Origin of the sequence: Acinetobacter sp. WCHA39 (assembly GCF_002165385.1) — a bacterium.
Taxonomy (GTDB): domain Bacteria; phylum Pseudomonadota; class Gammaproteobacteria; order Pseudomonadales; family Moraxellaceae; genus Acinetobacter.
This window is the reverse complement of record NZ_NHRP01000022.1, coordinates 37798-52927: the sequence shown is the minus strand read 5'-3', so window position 1 is coordinate 52927 and position 15130 is coordinate 37798. Positions and strand designations below refer to the sequence as shown.

Below are 15130 nucleotides of genomic sequence, written 5' to 3'. Positions count from 1 at the left end.
AAATCAGTTCTTGCACTTGTTGAAGCGCTTGACTCTTACATCCCAGAACCAGAGCGTGCAATCGATAAAGCATTCTTGATGCCGATCGAAGACGTATTCTCTATCTCTGGTCGTGGTACAGTAGTAACTGGTCGTGTAGAAGCTGGTATCATCAAAGTTGGTGAGTCTGTTGAAATCGTTGGTATCCGTGATACTCAAACGACTACAGTTACTGGCGTAGAAATGTTCCGTAAACTTCTTGACGAAGGTCGTGCGGGCGAGAACTGTGGTGTTCTTCTACGTGGTACTAAGCGTGAAGACGTACAACGTGGTCAAGTACTTGCTAAACCAGGTACAATCAAGCCGCACACTAAATTCGATGCAGAAGTATATGTACTTTCTAAAGAAGAAGGTGGTCGTCATACTCCATTCCTTAACGGTTACCGTCCACAGTTCTACTTCCGTACAACTGACGTAACTGGCGCGATCAAATTACAAGATGGCGTAGAAATGGTAATGCCTGGTGACAACGTAGAAATGTCAGTAGAGTTAATCCACCCGATCGCAATGGACCCAGGTCTACGTTTTGCGATCCGTGAAGGTGGTCGTACTGTAGGTGCTGGTGTTGTTGCTAAAGTAACTGCATAAGCCCAATATTATATTACATTCAAATCGAAAGCTTCGGCTTTCGATTTGCTTCATAGGCTAGTAGTTCAATTGGTAGAGCGTCGGTCTCCAAAACCGAATGTTGGGGGTTCGAGTCCCTCCTGGCCTGCCACTTTTTTTAAATAAAAAAGCTTAATTCTGGCTAAGTTGTCATATAATAATTCGCGAATTCTACGACGAGTAAAAAAATGTCGAATGATAAATCGCGTGACGCATTAAGCGACGCGCCAATCCCTCAAAGAAATAATGCTGCAGAAGTTATAAATGCAAATTCTCCACTTGATATTGTCTTGTGGTTAATTGCAATTGTTTTGTTAGTTGGTTCAGCATTGGTAAATCAACATTTACCAGCCTATTGGGCACCTGCAAATGATATTTGGGTGCGCGTTGGGGTAATTTTGGCTTGTGTCGTCGTCGCTTTAGGTTTATTATACGCCACCCATCAAGGCAAAGGCTTTGTGCGTTTGTTGCAAGATGCGCGAATTGAACTGCGTCGAGTGACTTGGCCAACAAAACAAGAGACGATCACGACATCGTGGCAGGTGCTTTTGGTTGTGGTTGTTGCATCATTGGTTTTATGGTGTTTCGATTACGGGTTAGGTTGGTTTATTAGGTTAATTATCGGGTAAGAGTGCGATGAAACGTTGGTATATTATTCATGCCTATTCTGGTTTTGAAAAACAAGTGATGCGTTCACTTAATGACCGAATCCAGCGCAGCACTGTTGCTGATAGTTTTGGTGAAGTCCTTGTTCCTACTGAAGAAGTAGTAGAAATGAAGGATGGTAAGAAGCGTAAGTCTGAGCGTAAATTCTTTCCTGGCTATGTGTTAGTCGAAATGGAAATGAATGATGATACTTGGCACATCGTTAAAGAGTGTCCAAAGGTTCTGGGTTTTATTGGTGGTACACCAGAAAAACCAGCACCAATTTCTCAACGTGAAGCTGATGCAATTCTTGCGCGTGTACGTAATACAGGTGAAGCACCTCGTCCTAAAACAATGTTTGAGCCTGGTGAAGAATTACTCGTGGTTGATGGTCCGTTCACTGACTTTAAAGGGGTCGTGGAGGAAGTACAATACGAAAAGTCACGTTTAACGTTGACGATCAATGTATTTAATCGACCAACGCAAGTTGAACTCGAGTTTCGACAAGTCGAAAAAACGATTTAATTTGAGTTGGTTGGTAAGCGCCCGATTTGATCGGGCATTGTTGTTCTAACACTTCGGTGTTGTTTAATTTTTTGGGGAGCCTGACGGCGTTTGTACCCAGAGGTAATTTTCAATGGCTAAGAAGATTGACGGCTATATCAAGCTGCAAGTTCCAGCTGGTAAAGCAAATCCATCTCCACCAATTGGTCCTGCTTTAGGTCAACGTGGTGTAAACATCATGGCATTCTGTAAAGAATTCAATGCTGCTACACAAAAACTTGAAGTTGGCTTGCCAATTCCTGTCGTGATCACTGTGTACAACGATAAGTCGTTCACATTCATCATGAAAACTCCACCTGCATCTATTCTTCTTAAGAAAGCTGCTGGTATTCAAAAGGGTTCTTCTGTACCTAACAAAACTAAAGTTGGTAAGTTGACTCGTGCTCAATTAGAAGAAATTGCGACGACTAAAGAACCAGATTTAACTGGTGCTGATTTAGACGCTCGTGTGCGTACCATTGCTGGTTCTGCACGTTCTATGGGCTTGGAAGTGGAGCTATAAGACATGGCAAAGTTAACTAAACGTCAAAAAGCCATTGCTGCTGCTGTAGAAGCAAACAAAGTTTATACTTTGGAAGAAGCAGTACAAGTTCTTAACAGCCTTCCAGCTGCGAAGTTCAAAGAATCATTAGACATCTCTGTAAACCTTGGTGTTGATCCACGTAAATCTGATCAAGTTGTTCGTGGTGCGACGACTTTACCTGCAGGTACAGGTAAAACTGTACGTGTAGCAGTATTTGCTCAAGGTGCTGCTGCTGAAGCTGCAAAAGAAGCTGGTGCAGATGTTGTTGGATTTGATGACCTTGCTGAAAGCATTCAAGGTGGAAATCTTGATTTCGACGTGGTTATTGCTGCTCCTGATGCAATGCGCGTTGTTGGTAAGTTAGGTACAATTCTTGGTCCACGTGGCTTAATGCCAAACCCTAAAGTGGGTACAGTGACTCCAGATGTTGCTAATGCAGTTAAAAATGCTAAATCTGGTCAGGCACGTTACCGTGTAGACAAAGCGGGTATCATCCACGCTGCAATCGGTCAACTTGGCTTTAGCGAAGAAGCTGTACGTCAAAACGTTGAGACTTTAATTGCAGATTTAAAACGTTTAAAACCTGCAACTTCTAAAGGTGTATACGTTAAGAAGATCACTTTAAGCTCTACTATGGGTCCAGGTCTTACTGTTGACGTAAACAACGTTTCTAAGTAATTAGACAGAATTTTAAAGCCCTGAGTAAAAATCAAAGTGCTGCTTTGATTTTTACGTAAGAAACGCGCTGTCGTATTTTGCGAACTTAGGCAAACTTTGAATTGGTAAATGAATATTTATCAGCGTCAAAGACCTCAGGCGAGAAGTGTTTTCGGACACTTTTCTTAAAAATCCAGTCTGAGTAGACGTGGTGGTGTGATTTGTTCCTCCTCCACGTGTAAGTCGAAAGGCTTACGAATTGGGAGTGTGCCTGTATAGGTGCATAAATCACCGTTAGGAGGTTTTACAATGGCTCTTCTTATCGAAGGCAAAAAACAGATCGTTGCAGAAGTAAGCGAAGTTGCTTCTAAAGCGTTTTCTGTTGTTGTGGCTAACTATCAAGGTTCAAGCGTAGAGCAGTTGACACAACTTCGTGTTGAAGCTCGTAAGTTGGGTGTTACAACGCGTATCGTACGTAACACGTTGGCTAAGCGCGCATTAGAAGGTACTCAATTCGATATCTTAAATGACAACCTTGTTGGCCCAACCATTCTCGGTTTCTCAACTTCTGAAGATGACATGGGTGCAGCTGCACGCTTGTTCGAAGAATTTGCGAAAACTAACAAAGCATTTGAACTTAAAGCTGCCGCATTTGACGGTAAGGTTTATCAAGGTGCTGACGTTAGCGTAATTGCAAACCTTCCGAACCAAGAAAAAGCGCTTACTATGCTCGCGTCTGTTCTTCAAGCTCCTATTTCGAAATTGGGTCGCCTTATTACAGCGCTCAAAGAGAAAAACGAGTCAGAAGCGGCTTAATCCTATTTTCACACCATTCAATATCCATTTGGAGTTATTCTCATGGCTTTAACAAACGAAGAAATCTTAAACGCAGTTGCTGAAAAAACTGTTCTTGAACTTGTTGAATTAATCTCTGCTTTCGAAGAGAAATTTAACGTATCTGCTGCTGCTGTTGCTGTTGCTGCTGCTCCAGGCGCTGCTGCTGCTGTTGAAGAACAAACTGAATTCAACGTTGAGTTGACTTCTTTCGGCGCGAACAAAGTTGCTGTAATTAAAGCAGTTCGTGAAGCAACTGGTCTTGGTCTTAAAGAAGCGAAAGATCTTGTTGAAGGCGCTCCTGCAGTTCTTAAAGAAGGCGTTTCTAAAGAAGAAGGCGAAGAACTTAAGAAGAAGCTTGAAGAAGCTGGTGCTACAGTTACACTTAAGTAATGCTGTAGGGAGTCGATTTTTTCAAAATCGGCTCCAAAAAATGGCTGATGGCTCTTGGGTCATCAGCCTTTTTGCGTTACAATAATCGGCTCGTTTTTTGATAGTTTTACGTTTATTTTGCGTATTATTTAAACAAAATTCATGAAATCAAACGCTTACCAATATTTTTTTGCTTATAAAAATATTGTTAAGCGTTTTAATACCACTAAAAATTGCAGCATTTGTAAACAGTGGTGGCCATATCGGCCTGCGTAATTCCTTCTAGACCCGTTCTGCAGGCGGGTTTAGTTTACTTTCCGAGGACTCCAGATGGCATACTCATATACCGAAAAGAAACGGATCCGTAAGAATTTTGGTAAATTGCCCCACGTAATGGAAGCACCGTACTTACTGTCGATTCAGGTCGATTCGTACCGTACATTCTTACAAGGCGGTAAAACTCCAAAAAATCGCGAAGATATCGGTCTCCAAGCCGCATTTCGTTCAGTTTTTCCTATTGAAAGTTATTCTGGCAATGCTGCTTTAGAATTTGTTGAGTATAGCCTTGGTAAGCCTGAGTTTGACGTGCGTGAATGTATTTTACGTGGTTCAACTTATGCAGCACCAATGCGCGTAAAAATTCGTTTGATCATTAAAGATCGTGAAACGAAATCAATTAAAGACGTTCGTGAACAAGAAGTTTACATGGGTGAAATGCCACTCATGACCGATAACGGTACTTTCGTTATCAATGGTACTGAGCGTGTCATCGTATCTCAATTACACCGTTCACCAGGTGTATTCTTTGATCATGATAAGGGTAAAACTCACTCAAGTGGTAAAGTGTTGTATTCAGCACGTATTATCCCTTACCGTGGTTCATGGTTAGATTTTGAATTTGATGCTAAAGATTTAGTATACGTACGTATTGACCGTCGTCGTAAGCTGCTTGCAACGGTGATTCTGCGTGCCTTGAATTACAGCAATGAACAAATCTTGAATTTGTTCTATGAAAAAGTACCTGTATATCTTGATATGGGTAGCTATCAGATTGATCTTGTTCCAGATCGCTTACGTGGTGAAATGGCACAATTCGATATCTTAGACAATGATGGTAAAGCGATCGTTGAACAAGGTAAACGTATTAATGCACGTCATGTACGTCAAATGGAAGCTGCGAACTTAGCCAAGCTTTCTGTACCTGATGAATATTTATATGAGCGTATTACAGCTGAAGATATCACACTGAAAAGTGGTGATGTGATTCCTGCGAATACCGTACTTAGCCATGACATCATGGTGAAGATCGCTGAAGGTGGTGTTAAACAGTTTAACATCCTGTTCACGAACGACATCGATCGTGGTCCTTTCGTTGCAGATACATTGCGTGCGGATACAACAACAGGTCGTGAAGAAGCACTTGTTGAAATTTATAAAGTCATGCGTCCAGGCGAACCACCAACGAAAGAAGCTGCTGAGAACTTATTCAACAACTTATTCTTCTCTTCTGAGCGTTATGACCTTTCTCCAGTGGGTCGTATGAAGTTCAACCGTCGTTTGGGTCGTCCTTACGAAGTGGGTACTGACCAGAAGTCACGTGAAGTTGAAGGGATTCTGTCACACGACGATATTATTGATGTATTACGTACATTAGTAGAAATTCGTAACGGTAAAGGCGAAGTCGACGATATCGATCACTTAGGTAACCGTCGTGTACGTTCTGTTGGTGAAATGACAGAAAACCAATTCCGTGTTGGTTTAGTTCGTGTTGAACGTGCTGTTAAAGAGCGTTTAAGCCAAGCAGAAACAGATAACTTGTCTCCACAAGATTTGATCAACGCAAAACCTGTTGCTGCTGCAATCAAAGAATTCTTTGGTTCAAGCCAATTGTCTCAGTTCATGGACCAAAACAATCCATTGTCTGAGATTACACACAAACGTCGTGTATCTGCGCTTGGTCCTGGTGGTTTGACACGTGAACGCGCGGGCTTCGAAGTACGTGACGTACATCAAACTCACTACGGTCGTGTTTGTCCAATTGAAACGCCTGAAGGTCCAAACATTGGTTTGATCAACTCGCTTTCTGTTTATGCAAAAGCGAATGACTTCGGTTTCTTGGAAACACCATACCGTAAAGTTGTAGATGGTCGTGTAACTGATGAAGTTGAATATTTATCTGCAATTGAAGAAGTAGGGACTGTCATTGCACAGGCTGACTCCGCTGTTGATAAAGATGGTAACCTGACTGAAGAAATGGTTTCTGTCCGTCATCAAGGTGAATTCGTACGTATGTCGCCTGAGCGTGTCACACATATGGACGTTTCTGCACAGCAGGTTGTTTCAGTTGCGGCATCATTGATTCCATTCCTTGAACACGATGACGCGAACCGTGCCTTGATGGGTTCGAACATGCAACGTCAAGCTGTTCCTACATTGCGTGCTGACAAGCCGCTTGTTGGTACAGGTATGGAAGCAAACGTAGCACGTGATTCAGGTGTGTGTGTGATCGCAAACCGCGGTGGTGCGATTGAATATGTTGATGCGTCTCGTATCGTGATTCGTGTCAACGAAGATGAAATGATCGCGGGTGAAGCAGGCGTAGACATCTATAACCTGATCAAATACACACGTTCAAACCAAAATACATGTATCAACCAAAACGTTATCGTAAACTTGGGTGACAAAGTTGCTCGTGGCGATATCTTGGCTGACGGTCCATCGACTGACATGGGTGAACTTGCGCTTGGTCAAAACATGCGCGTCGCGTTCATGACATGGAACGGTTATAACTACGAAGACTCGATCTTACTTTCTGAGCGTGTTCTTCAAGAAGACCGTTTAACGTCAATTCACATTCAAGAATTGTCATGTGTAGCACGTGATACTAAGTTAGGTGCAGAAGAAATTACTGCTGATATTCCTAACGTTGGTGAAGCTGCGCTGTCTAAATTGGATGAGTCAGGTATTGTTTATATCGGTGCTGAAGTGACTGCAGGTGACATCCTTGTTGGTAAGGTAACACCTAAAGGTGAAACTCAGTTAACACCTGAAGAAAAATTACTTCGCGCAATCTTTGGTGAAAAAGCGGCTGACGTAAAAGACTCGTCTTTACGTGTTCCGTCTGGTACCAAAGGTACAGTGATTGACGTTCAAGTCTTCACACGTGATGGTTTAGAAAAAGATGAACGTGCTCAAGCAATTGAGAAAGCTCAGCTTGACGCATACCGTAAAGACTTGAAAGAAGAATACAAAATCTTCGAAGAAGCAGCACGTGAACGTATTGTTCGTTTGTTGAAAGGTCAAGAATCTAACGGTGGTGGTTCAACTAAACGCGGTGATAAACTTTCTGAAGACGTATTGTCTGGTTTAGAGCTTGTTGATTTACTTGAAATCCAGCCAAATGATGAAGCAATTGCTGAGCGTTTAACTCAAATTCAAGTGTTCTTGAAAGAGAAGAGTTACGAGATTGACGAGAAGTTTGCTGAGAAGAAGCGTAAACTGTCTACAGGTGATGAATTAACAACTGGCGTATTGAAAGTTGTTAAGGTTTACCTTGCAGTTAAACGTCGTATCCAGCCTGGTGATAAGATGGCGGGTCGTCACGGTAACAAGGGTGTTGTATCAAACATCTTACCAGTTGAAGACATGCCACATGATGCGAATGGTGTACCAGTCGACATCGTATTGAACCCATTAGGTGTACCGTCACGTATGAACGTGGGTCAGATTCTTGAGACTCACTTGGGTATGGCGGCGAAAGGTCTTGGCGATAAGATCGAAAAAATGTTGAAAGAACAACGTACAGTGATTGAACTGCGTGAATTCTTAGACAAGATTTATAACAAGGTTGGTGGTGAGCAAGAAGAGCTTGATAGCTTGACTGACGCAGAAATCTTGGCGCTTTCAGGTAACTTACGTGCTGGTGTTCCATTAGCGACTCCTGTATTTGATGGTGCTGAAGAAAGTCAGATCAAAGACTTACTTGAATTGGCAGACATTTCTCGTACAGGTCAAACAGTATTGTTTGATGGTCGTACAGGTGAACAGTTTGACCGTCCTGTAACTGTAGGTTACATGTACATGCTCAAATTGAACCACTTGGTTGATGACAAGATGCATGCGCGTTCAACAGGTTCTTACTCACTTGTTACCCAACAGCCGCTTGGTGGTAAAGCACAATTCGGTGGTCAGCGTTTCGGTGAGATGGAAGTCTGGGCACTTGAAGCATACGGTGCTGCATATACGCTCCAAGAAATGCTTACAGTGAAGTCGGATGACGTCGAAGGTCGTACACGCATCTATAAGAATATTGTAGATGGAAACCATTATATGGATCCGGGTATGCCTGAATCGTTCAACGTATTGACCAAAGAGATCCGTTCTTTAGGTATCAACATTGAACTGAAAAATGGTGACTAAATCCCCCTCGATCCCCCTTTATTAAAGGGGGAAGTTCTCCTCTTTCTTAAAGAGGGGTTAGGGGAGATTCCAAATTTCAGTAAAAACAATATTTGTGACCCAGTCGGGAGAGCGTAGCTCACCGACACACGGAGAAAAAAATTGAAAGACTTGCTCGATATCATGCGTAAGAAAACGGATTCAGAAGGTCATGCACCTGTTGAATTTGATCGTATCCGTATTGGTCTTGCGTCACCAGAGATGATTAAGTCATGGTCTCACGGTGAAGTTAAAAAGCCTGAAACCATTAACTACCGTACTTTTAAACCTGAACGTGACGGTTTGTTCTGTGCCAAAATCTTTGGTCCAGTAAAAGATTATGAATGCTTGTGTGGTAAATACAAGCGTATGAAATACAAAGGCGTCATTTGTGAAAAATGTGGCGTTGAAGTAACAACTGCAAAAGTTCGTCGTGAGCGTATGGGCCACATTGAACTTGCTTCTCCAGTTGCACACATCTGGTTCTTGAAATCATTACCGAGCCGTATCGGTTTGCTGCTTGATATGACATTACGTGATATCGAACGTGTATTGTATTTCGAATCTTATGTTGTTACTGATCCTGGTATGACTCCGTTTGAAAAGTATCAACTTTTAACAGACGAAGAATACTACAATGCACTTGAAGAACACGGTGATGAATTCACTGCGAAAATGGGTGCAGAAGCAGTTCAGGATTTATTAAAAGATATCGATCTTGAAGCTGAGATTGCGCGTTTACGTGAAGAAATTCCACAAACAACGTCTGAGACGAAACTTAAAAAAGCGTCTAAGCGTTTGAAATTGATGGAAGCATTCAAAGATTCAAACAATAAGCCTGAATGGATGGTGATGAACGTACTTCCTGTACTTCCACCAGACTTACGTCCGCTTGTACCACTTGAAGGTGGTCGTTTCGCGACTTCAGACTTGAACGATTTATATCGTCGTGTGATCAACCGTAACAACCGTTTGAAGCGTCTTCTTGACCTTGCTGCGCCAGACATCATCGTACGTAACGAAAAACGTATGTTACAAGAGTCTGTTGATGCGTTGCTTGATAACGGTCGTCGTGGTCGTGCAATTACAGGTTCGAACAAACGTCCATTGAAATCTTTGGCAGATATGATCAAAGGTAAACAAGGTCGTTTCCGTCAAAACTTACTTGGTAAGCGTGTTGACTATTCTGGTCGTTCGGTCATTACCGTAGGTCCTACTTTACGTCTTCACCAATGCGGTCTTCCGAAGAAGATGGCACTTGAATTATTCAAGCCATTTATTTTCGCGAAACTACAAGCATCTGGCCAAGCAACAACCATTAAAGCTGCGAAGAAAATGGTTGAGCGCGAAACGCCAGAAGTTTGGGACGTTCTAGCTTCTGTAATTCGTCAACATCCAGTCATGTTGAACCGCGCGCCAACACTTCACCGTCTAGGTCTTCAAGCATTTGAACCTATTCTGATCGAAGGTAAGGCAATCCGTCTTCACCCACTCGTATGTGCTGCGTTTAACGCCGACTTCGATGGTGACCAAATGGCGGTACACGTTCCATTGACATTGGAAGCACAGTTAGAAGCACGTGCGTTGATGATGTCGACCAACAACATCTTGTCACCTGCAAATGGTGAGCCGATCATCGTTCCTTCTCAGGACGTTGTCTTGGGTCTTTACTACATCACACGTGATGCAGTAAATGCCAAAGGTGAAGGCATGGTGTTTGCCGATACTCACGAAGTTAACCGTGCATTAGCAACGGGTAAAGTTGCGATCCATGCACGTGTAAAAGTACGTGTACATCAAACTGTAATTGATGAAAACGGTAACCGTGAAAAGCAAACAATTATTGTTGATACAACACCTGGTCGTTGCTTGTTATGGGAAGTCGTTCCACAAGGTTTAAGCTTCGATATGATCAACCTTGAGATGACTAAGAAAAACATCTCTAAGTTAATCAACTCTTGCTACCGCAAACTTGGTTTGAAAGATACTGTTATCTTCGCTGACCAATTGATGTATTTGGGCTTCCGTCAAGCGACGCGTTCAGGTGTATCTGTTGGTATGGAAGACATGTTGATTCCACCAACCAAGCATACGATTATCGATAAAGCTGAAACCGAAGTTCGTGAAATCGAACAACAGTTTGAGCAAGGTTTCGTCACTGCAGGTGAGCGTTATAACAAAGTTGTCGATATTTGGGCGCGTACTAACGACCAAGTTGCGAAAGCGATGATGGATAACTTGTCTTATACCCTTGTTAAAAACAAACAAGGTGAAGATGAGAAACAGAAATCATTCAACTCGATTTATATGATGTCTGACTCGGGTGCCCGTGGTAGTGCGGCGCAGATCCGTCAGCTTGCTGGTATGCGTGGTTTGATGGCGAAGCCAGATGGCTCGATCATTGAGACCCCAATTAAAGCAAACTTCCGTGAAGGTTTGACGGTACTTCAGTACTTCATTTCAACACACGGTGCGCGTAAAGGTTTGGCCGATACCGCATTGAAAACTGCGAACTCGGGTTACTTGACACGTCGTCTTGTAGACGTAGCACAAGATTTGGTGATTACTGAATCTGACTGTGGTACAGCGGGTGGCCTAGTGATGACACCATTCATTCAAGGTGGTGACGTTATTGAACCATTACGCGATCGCGTATTAGGTCGTGTAACTGCTGAAGATGTACGTCGTGCATCTGATGATGAAGTTGTACTTCCACGTGGTACGTTAATTGACGAGAAAATTGCTGCTCAGCTTGAAGAAGCGGGTGTCGATGAAGTCAAAGTACGTTCAGTGATTGCATGTGAATCTACATTCGGTGTATGTGCGCGTTGTTATGGTCGTGACCTTGCACGTGGTCACTTGGTGAACCCAGGTGAATCAGTGGGTGTTATGGCTGCACAATCAATTGGTGAACCAGGTACACAGTTAACGATGCGTACGTTCCACGTGGGTGGTGCTGCTAGCCGAACGTCTGCTGCAAACAGTGTTCAAGTCCGTAACAAAGGTACTGTACGTTTCCACAACGTGAAAACTGTACAACATGCCAAAGGTCACTTGGTGTCAGTTTCACGTTCAGGTGAAATTGGTATTGCGGATGAATTAGGTCGTGAACGTGAGCGTTATAAACTTCCTTACGGTGCAACCATCTTGTTGAAAGATGGTGAAGCTGTAGAAGCGGGCGGTATCGTGGCGACTTGGGATCCACATACACATCCACTTGTTACCGAAGTTGCTGGTAAAGCGCGTTTCAGCCAGATCGCTGATGGCGTAACTGCAACATCGAAAACTGATGATGCAACGGGTATGACCACTGTTGAAATCTTGCCTGTAACAGCTCGTCCTGCTTCTGGTAAAGATTTACGTCCTGCAATTGTGTTGGATACAACAGATGGTGGCGAACAATTCTACTTCTTACCACAAAATACCATCGTAACCGTTCGTGATGGCGCAACGATTGGTGTGGGTGATGTACTTGGTCGTGTACCACAAGAAACTTCACGTACCCGTGATATTACCGGTGGTCTTCCACGCGTAGCTGACTTATTTGAAGCACGTAAGCCGAAAGAACACGCGATTCTTGCAGAAGTATCAGGTGTGGTAAGCTTTGGTAAAGAGACTAAAGGTAAGAACCGTTTAGTGATTAGCCCTGATGATGGTTCTGAGATCTACGAAGAATTGATTCCAAAATGGCGTACCATTAACGTGTTCGAAGGTGAGCATGTGAACCGTGGTGAGACTATTTCTGATGGTCCACAAAATCCACATGACATCTTACGCTTGAAAGGCGAAGTGGCATTGACCAACTACATCGTGAACGAAGTTCAGGACGTTTACCGTCTGCAAGGTGTAAAAATCAACGATAAGCACATTGAAGTCGTGGTACGTCAAATGTTGCGTAAAGTTGATATCACCGATGGCGGTGATACAAGCTTCATCAAGGGCGAGCAGGTGGATTACATCCGCGTTGTTCAAGAGAACCAAGCTGTCTTGGCTCAGAACAAGTTCCCAGCGAAGTTTGAACGTCAATTGATGGGTATCACCAAAGCGTCGCTTTCTACTGATTCATTCATTTCTGCTGCATCGTTCCAGGAAACAACACGCGTGTTAACTGAAGCGGCTGTAACAGGTAAAGAAGATGATTTACGTGGTTTGAAAGAAAACGTTGTTGTGGGTCGCTTGATCCCAGCGGGTACAGGTCTTGCATATCACTTAGAGCGTCGTCGTCAAGAGGCAGAAGCTGCTGAATTTGAACTTCATAATGATTTCAGTGAAGTTGACCAAGCATTTAGTCAAGCGTTGAACTCAGACCAGTTCTAAGACTTAACGAATTAAAAAAGGCACCTTTGGGTGCCTTTTTTATGTTTGAAAATAGCAAAATGATTGTATTTAGAAAACTAAACTAACTTTTCATAGATATAAATTAGTGTGATTGTATAAATTGATTCACTTGTTGGGTATATGCATTATCTTCTCCCAAAGATCTATTTATTTCACGATGTGAAAGTGGGAGTGATAATAATTGTGCGGATGTCCCAAGTTTTTGTACTTGCTGAATAAATTGTTGAGCCTGTATACAAGGTTGATCAGGGCGAGTGGTTGAGCAAACAGCGAGAAATGCAGGTAAACTTTGATGTAGTTGTAAGATCGGAGATAGAGCTTTCCAGTTTTCAGGTTGTTGGCCAAAGGCTCGATCATAAAATCGAGCGTGCCGATTTTGCATTATTTTTTCGATATCGTAAGCAGCACTATCTAAGGCAATGGTTGCTCGCCAAGGTTGCGGTTGTGGAGTTAACCACGAGGGCCGTACAGTAACCAAGCTAACTAAATGTGCACCAGCAGAATGCCCTACCAAAATAAGCCGTTTTGAGTTTGCATGCCAATCATTTGCATGTTTTTGAATATAGAGTAAAGCGTTTGATATATCTTGAGTTTGTTGCTGTACGGTTGCAGTTGGAACTAATCGGTAATTAACGGAGATCAAAAGCCACCCTCGTTTACCCCAATAATCGACTTTATTTTTTACTACAGCAGCATTATTTTTATCCCCTATACTCCAAGCACCACCATGTACCATAACGATGATTGGGGCTAGATTATTATCGGTGTGTGGTTTAGATGGGAAATAGATATCCATCATTTGTTGGGAATCATCACCATAAGCAATATTTTTAAGTGATTCTACTTTTGCTAATGTTTGGAACTTGAAAAAATTTGCCTGAGTTGCTGAATTCAAACTCATCAAGATCAACATGGATAGCATAAATCTTGTCATTTTTTCGCCCCTGTTAAATTATATTTTTACATTGAGCCACACATTTTGTTTTCATGCTGGTTAGATTGGAACTTTGACTTCATTTCCAATAACATAATTCAATCAACAGTGTAGTACTGTATTGATCAAAGATTCTTCCATTTAGTTTATTTTATTACAAAAAGAAAAGAATGCACTTAGAGCAATTACATAATCTGATTATTTTCTCACAAAAATCAGATTATGCTTAGACTATAAAGTTGAGGAGTTTTGGACATGAAAAAAACAATGGGTTTAATTTCAACATTAGTATTATCTACTTTGATGTTTACAGGCTGCCAAAACATGAGCGCATCTGATCAGCGTATTGGTGCAGCAGCATTGGGCGGTGCAGTTGGTGGTGGTGTTGGTAATCATGTAGGTGGCGGCTTAGGAGCGGGTGTAGGTGCAGCAGCAGGTGCTGGTGTAGGTGCAAATGCCAAGGGTGGTAGTAGTAATTCAACCACAAGTAGTGCAATTGGCGCAGGGATTGGTTCTGTGATTGGTAAGTCTATTTTTGGTGGTGATACTGGTGCAGCGATTGGTGGTGCAATCGGTGGTGGCGCAGGTGCTGCAATCCAAGAGAAGAAAAGATAATTTCTCAGATTCAAAAATGCCTGCAAAACCTTGCAGGCATTTTTATATGCGTAAAATTAAGCACTGGCTTTGGGCTTTTTCAGACGGATATACAGAACCTTTTCAACTTCTGCAATTCGTGTTCCTGCATCATCCACAATATTCAATGTATAGTTTCGAAACACAGGTTCATGATTTTCAGCCAGTTGCTTAATTTCCGCAATTTCAGTGGCACTGAGCTGTATATCCGCATAGACGGTGCTGCGACCAGGTGACAGGAAATTAATAGAAGCACTTTTGTCCCAAACAATATATTTATGTCCTAAATGATGCATGAGCATCAGCATATAAAAGGGATCAACCATCGAATATAAACTGCCCCCAAAATGTGTTCCGACGATATTACGATTTTTTCTAGTCAGCGGCATTTTGACACGAATGAAGTAACGATCAAGATCAAATGTTTCGATTGCAATGCCTGCCCCACGATAAGGGGAATAATGATTCAGCATAAATTTAGAAATCGCTGGAATGGTTCGAATTTTTTTGAAAAAGTCTTTCATGGTCAATTTTTTTTCTTGCAACGC

General features: G+C 42.4%; 12 protein-coding genes and 1 tRNA gene. 11 read left to right on the top strand and 2 right to left on the bottom strand.

The window, feature by feature from the left end:
• The 10 genes from CDG56_RS11800 to rpoC form a co-directional block, all read left to right on the top strand.
• A partial coding sequence (locus CDG56_RS11800) for an EF-Tu/IF-2/RF-3 family GTPase (RefSeq protein WP_264754460.1) occupies positions 1 to 627 on the top strand: 627 nt, incomplete at its 5' end.
• Positions 628 to 681: 54 nt separating this feature from the next.
• Positions 682 to 757: transfer RNA gene (locus tag CDG56_RS11795), tRNA-Trp, on the top strand.
• A 76-nt stretch (positions 758 to 833) separates the two neighbouring features.
• The gene (gene secE / locus CDG56_RS11790) at positions 834 to 1274 is read left to right on the top strand and encodes a preprotein translocase subunit SecE (RefSeq protein ID WP_005163063.1); all 441 of its coding nucleotides are present in this window, start codon (positions 834 to 836) and stop codon (positions 1272 to 1274) included.
• 7 nt (positions 1275 to 1281) lie between these two features.
• Complete coding sequence (gene nusG / locus CDG56_RS11785) at positions 1282 to 1815, top strand: transcription termination/antitermination protein NusG (RefSeq protein WP_004659359.1); 534 nt, start codon at positions 1282 to 1284, stop codon at positions 1813 to 1815.
• 112 nt (positions 1816 to 1927) lie between these two features.
• Positions 1928 to 2356 (top strand): 50S ribosomal protein L11, encoded by a 429-nt coding sequence (rplK, locus tag CDG56_RS11780; RefSeq protein ID WP_004637639.1) that lies wholly within the window; start codon positions 1928 to 1930, stop codon positions 2354 to 2356.
• 3 nt (positions 2357 to 2359) lie between these two features.
• Positions 2360 to 3055, top strand: coding sequence for a 50S ribosomal protein L1 (gene rplA, locus CDG56_RS11775; protein WP_005163060.1), 696 nt, complete (start codon positions 2360 to 2362; stop codon positions 3053 to 3055).
• A gap of 288 nt (positions 3056 to 3343) precedes the next feature.
• Complete coding sequence (gene rplJ / locus CDG56_RS11770) at positions 3344 to 3850, top strand: 50S ribosomal protein L10 (protein ID WP_005163057.1); 507 nt, start codon at positions 3344 to 3346, stop codon at positions 3848 to 3850.
• A 42-nt stretch (positions 3851 to 3892) separates the two neighbouring features.
• Positions 3893 to 4261: a 50S ribosomal protein L7/L12 gene (rplL, locus tag CDG56_RS11765; protein WP_087543097.1), complete on the top strand. Its 369-nt coding sequence runs from the start codon at positions 3893 to 3895 to the stop codon at positions 4259 to 4261.
• Between the two features lie 309 nt (positions 4262 to 4570).
• Complete coding sequence (gene rpoB / locus CDG56_RS11760; protein WP_087547968.1) at positions 4571 to 8659, top strand: DNA-directed RNA polymerase subunit beta; 4089 nt, start codon at positions 4571 to 4573, stop codon at positions 8657 to 8659.
• A 141-nt stretch (positions 8660 to 8800) separates the two neighbouring features.
• Positions 8801 to 12994 (top strand): DNA-directed RNA polymerase subunit beta', encoded by a 4194-nt coding sequence (rpoC, locus tag CDG56_RS11755; protein WP_087547967.1) that lies wholly within the window; start codon positions 8801 to 8803, stop codon positions 12992 to 12994.
• 103 nt (positions 12995 to 13097) lie between these two features.
• Here the strand turns inward: rpoC and CDG56_RS11750 are convergent, their stop codons facing one another.
• Positions 13098 to 13949, bottom strand: coding sequence for an alpha/beta hydrolase (locus CDG56_RS11750; protein ID WP_087547966.1), 852 nt, complete (start codon positions 13947 to 13949; stop codon positions 13098 to 13100).
• 255 nt (positions 13950 to 14204) lie between these two features.
• Here CDG56_RS11750 and CDG56_RS11745 point away from each other — a divergent pair, with 255 nt between their 5' ends.
• Positions 14205 to 14564, top strand: coding sequence for a YMGG-like glycine zipper-containing protein (locus CDG56_RS11745; protein WP_005163042.1), 360 nt, complete (start codon positions 14205 to 14207; stop codon positions 14562 to 14564).
• A 56-nt stretch (positions 14565 to 14620) separates the two neighbouring features.
• Here CDG56_RS11745 and CDG56_RS11740 read toward each other — a convergent pair whose 3' ends face one another.
• Complete coding sequence (locus tag CDG56_RS11740; protein ID WP_087547965.1) at positions 14621 to 15127, bottom strand: DUF4442 domain-containing protein; 507 nt, start codon at positions 15125 to 15127, stop codon at positions 14621 to 14623.
• Between the last annotated feature and the right edge of the window lie 3 nt (positions 15128 to 15130).

Coding starts and splice junctions, on each gene's coding strand:
- secE (WP_005163063.1), top strand. CDS start 834: ATGTCGAATGATAAATCGCGTGACGCATTAAGCGACGCGCCAATCCCT.
- rplA (WP_005163060.1), top strand. CDS start 2,360: ATGGCAAAGTTAACTAAACGTCAAAAAGCCATTGCTGCTGCTGTAGAA.
- rplK (WP_004637639.1), top strand. CDS start 1,928: ATGGCTAAGAAGATTGACGGCTATATCAAGCTGCAAGTTCCAGCTGGT.
- CDG56_RS11750 (WP_087547966.1), bottom strand. CDS start 13,949: ATGACAAGATTTATGCTATCCATGTTGATCTTGATGAGTTTGAATTCA.
- rplL (WP_087543097.1), top strand. CDS start 3,893: ATGGCTTTAACAAACGAAGAAATCTTAAACGCAGTTGCTGAAAAAACT.
- rpoB (WP_087547968.1), top strand. CDS start 4,571: ATGGCATACTCATATACCGAAAAGAAACGGATCCGTAAGAATTTTGGT.
- CDG56_RS11745 (WP_005163042.1), top strand. CDS start 14,205: ATGAAAAAAACAATGGGTTTAATTTCAACATTAGTATTATCTACTTTG.
- rplJ (WP_005163057.1), top strand. CDS start 3,344: ATGGCTCTTCTTATCGAAGGCAAAAAACAGATCGTTGCAGAAGTAAGC.
- nusG (WP_004659359.1), top strand. CDS start 1,282: ATGAAACGTTGGTATATTATTCATGCCTATTCTGGTTTTGAAAAACAA.